General features: G+C 57.1%; 2 protein-coding genes and 1 pseudogene. All 3 read right to left on the bottom strand.

Going from position 1 to position 3,507, the window contains the following annotated elements; all coding sequences use genetic code 11:
- Positions 1 to 696: 4Fe-4S dicluster domain-containing protein (locus QNK41_RS08060; RefSeq protein ID WP_319255548.1), on the bottom strand; the 696-nt coding region annotated here is incomplete at its 3' end.
- Positions 697 to 769: 73 nt separating this feature from the next.
- Complete coding sequence (locus tag QNK41_RS08055; RefSeq protein ID WP_319255546.1) at positions 770 to 3,106, bottom strand: FAD-dependent oxidoreductase; 2,337 nt, start codon at positions 3,104 to 3,106, stop codon at positions 770 to 772.
- Positions 3,107 to 3,116: 10 nt separating this feature from the next.
- A pseudogene (locus tag QNK41_RS08050) lies at positions 3,117 to 3,507 on the bottom strand (heterodisulfide reductase subunit A); the annotation flags it as partial.

The following is a 3,507-nucleotide window of genomic DNA, read 5'->3' as shown; positions in this document are numbered from 1 at the left end:
CCCGCACTCATTGAACTTGTTATGCTTGATAATACCGGGGATGGCCCGGATCAGCGCCTCGACAAACCCCCGCGGATCAATGGTCTCCTTGTCGGTCTTGCCTTCTCTTAGTGCGTTTTTATGGATATCGGCCAAAAACCGTTTCAGGCCCAGGGCAAAGACAGCGACGGCACTGAAAAAGGTGGGAATCATGATGATGTCCACCAGGAAGTTATTGATGAAATGCCCCTGCCAAACGGTGTCGCCAGATGGTGAAAAATTCAACCAGTGCAACCCCACCAGGTTTGAAATAAAGCCAAGAACGAGAAAAATCACGGCCGGGATGGCCAGCAGGATGGGCAGCTTCTTGGGATCACTGACCATTTTGGCCAACGCCGAGGGGGTTGCATACTCGATGATCGTAGCGGCACGCACCGCCGCCAGTACGTCGCCGGGTTGGGCACCGCGGGGGCACAGGGTGGAGCAATCGCCGCAGTTGTGGCACAGCCAGACGTCGCCGTTGCCGATCAACCGGTCCTTCAACCCCCAGGATGTGGCGATCATTTCCTTTCTGGGAAATGGCTTGGTATCCGGGGAGATGGGGCAGGCCACAGCGCAGGTGGCGCATTGATAGCACTTTTTGACGTCGGCACCGCCCAATCTGCTCACTTCGTTGATAAATCCCACATCGGGATCGACCAAATATGAATCTGCCATTGGGTACCTCCTCACTAGGCAAAAATTAGGTAAACAAGGCGGCCACAGCCGCCTTGCCATTGGTTCATGACAATTAGAAACCCTTGAACGGATTCGGTCCGAGCGCCTCGATGGATTCAACGAAATCGTTGATGATCTGCGGAACCTTGTCGTAGTCGTCGATAGCCACTTCAAACTGAGCAACCCGCTCGTTTTCCAGAGCCAGGCTGGCCAGTGCCTCACCGATCTTTTTCATGCGGACCTCGGCCAGCTCGGAGCCTTTGACAAAGTGGCACTGGTAGTCGTCGCCGTGCTTGCAGCCCAGCAGGAAGACACCGTCCATGCCCTTGGACAGAGCATCCTTGATCCAGATCACGTTCATGGAACCCAGGCAACGGATCGGAATCAGGCGAACATCCGCCGAGTAAGACATCCGGTTAAGACCGGCCATGTCCAATGCCGGGTAGGCGTCGTTTTCACAGACCAGGCCCAGGATGCGGTAGGGCGGCTCGGTGTAGTCGTCTTCGGACGGCACACCCACGGCCTTGACCATGGAGCCGACGCTGTCGATATTGTAGTCGGCAAAGCCGATGATGCGCTCGGGGCAAGCCCCCATACAGGTGCCGCACCGGCGGCAGCGCGTGGGATTAGGCTTGGGCGTACCCTTTTCATCGTCGTCAAGGGCCCCGAAGGGGCACTCTTCCGTGCAACGCTTGCACTGGGTGCAGCGCTGGAAGAAGAAGTCCGGAAAGGTCATGTCGCCGGAGCGCGGATGCACGCTGACACCGCGGTTGACCGACTCCAGGCACTGGATGGCCTTCAGCGCTGCACCGGAGGCATCTTCCATGGCCTCTTCCATGGTCATTGAACGACGGATCGCACCGGCGGCATAAATGCCGGTCCGCTGGGTTTCATAGGGAAAGCAGATAAAATTCGAATCCACATAGCCGTTGAACAGGCCGATATCGCGGAAACCCGGACCCTGGCGGTAAGCCAGGTTGATCACTGGGTCGTCCTTGGTTACGGGCACCATGCCGGCACCCAGGACCACCAGGTCCGCTTTGACTTGGAGCTTTTCGCCCAGCAGGGTATTCTCGGCATCCACGATCATGCCGTTGCCGTTCTTGGCCACGCCCATCACGGCACCCTTGGTCATGAAGATGCCGGGATCCTGCTGCAGCCCCTTGTAGAACAGCTCGGAAAATCCGGGGGTGCGCATGTGCTGGTAAAAAATAAAGGCCTTGCCGTCATCATAGTCTTCGCGGACGTATTTGGCCTGTTTCAGCGAAACCATGCTGGTGACCGCACCGGCATAGGCAAAGTCGCTGTCGGATTCATCCTTGCCCGGGCTCTGGACGAAAACCACTGACTTGGCGGGTTTGCCGTCGGAGGGACGTATGATCTTGCCGGCCTTGGCAATCTCTTCGAAGTGATGGTTGGTGATCACGTCGGGCAGATCGCCGTAACCCAGATGGGCGTATTCGTCGCCCTTAAGGTCATCCGGTCGCCAGCCGGCGGCCAGGATCACAGCGCCGAACAGTTCACCGTCCGGGTCGAGCTGCAGGATGTCTTCTCTCCCTTCGTTGTAAGCCAGATAGGCTTCGTGCTGCTTTTCGACATCCAAGTCCTTGCCGTTTTCATCCACTTTCATCTCGTCAGGCAGCGGAAAGGGCACATCGAAGGGAATCTTCTCTCCGGGTTTTTTGAGGGTGACAGTGAATTCACCGGGCTGCCCGGCGATCCGGGCAACTTCGGTCTCGGTTTTTACAGTGATGTTGTCAAGGGCTTCCACCTCTGCGATCTTGGCCTCCACCACCGGGGGAATCAGCGCATCATAGGGTGCGTGAACCGGGATCTGTTGTCTCACCTTGGCGGCATATCCGCCCAGGGCTGTGGTTTTCTCGACGATGGTGACATCGTATCCGGTCTTGGCTGCATCAATCGCTGCGGACATACCGGTAATGCCGCCGCCCAGGACCAGAATCTTCCTGGACAGGTTTTCCACCTCGTAGGGCTCGGGCAAGGTGATCTTCTCCACACGAATCATGCCCATCCGAATGTAGTCCTCGGCCATCATCTGGACGCGGTCGAACTTGTCCTCGTCTTCCTTCTCTTCCTCGGTCAGCGCCGGAAACGCGCTGCGCGGGTGCGACCAAACCACCCCCTCACGCAGGTTGACCCGGTCGACGATGCAGCCGTCGAAGCGGAAGATATCGAAGTTTACCCGGCGGGAGCAGGCCGCAATGACCAGGGTGTTGGAGCCGCCGGCAATATCTTTCTTCAGAATTTCGACCCCGTCCTTGCCGCAAAGAAAAGGATGGGTTTTGACTGGCACGCCCTCTTCTTCCGGAACCCCGCACAGGGCCTTCACATCGAGGGATTCCCCGATGCCACAACCTTCGCAGATATATACACCATACTTTTTATCCATGGGTTACCTCCTACCTTTTCACCAGGGTTTGAATGGCTTTCAGGGCCATGCCGGTCGCATTCTGGTTGGATGAGACCACGTCTGCCGGCTTGGTGGCGCATCCGGCGCCAAACATGCCGCCCGTTTCAAAGTCATTGATGATGAATCCGTCTTCGTTGAACTTCAGATCGGCAGGCAGGTTGGCGTTGGCGGCAGTGGGTTGCATACCCGTGGCCAAAACGGCCATCTCCACCGTCTGGTGGATCTTTTCCCCGGTGACTGCATTTTCGGCAACCACGGTGATGTTCTTGGTGGCCGGATCTTCGCTGACTTCGGCAACTTTCCCCTTGATCAGGATGACGTTCTCATCTTCTTTGATCTTGTTGTAAAACTTTTCGTACCGGTCGCCGGGCGAACGGATA

It is taken from the genome of Desulfosarcina sp. (genome assembly GCF_033791525.1).
Classification (GTDB): domain Bacteria; phylum Desulfobacterota; class Desulfobacteria; order Desulfobacterales; family Desulfosarcinaceae; genus Desulfosarcina.
Note: the sequence above shows the minus strand (reverse complement) of the source record. Positions and strands in the feature narration are given on the sequence as shown.

Coding starts and splice junctions, on each gene's coding strand:
- QNK41_RS08055 (WP_319255546.1), bottom strand. CDS start 3,106: ATGGATAAAAAGTATGGTGTATATATCTGCGAAGGTTGTGGCATCGGG.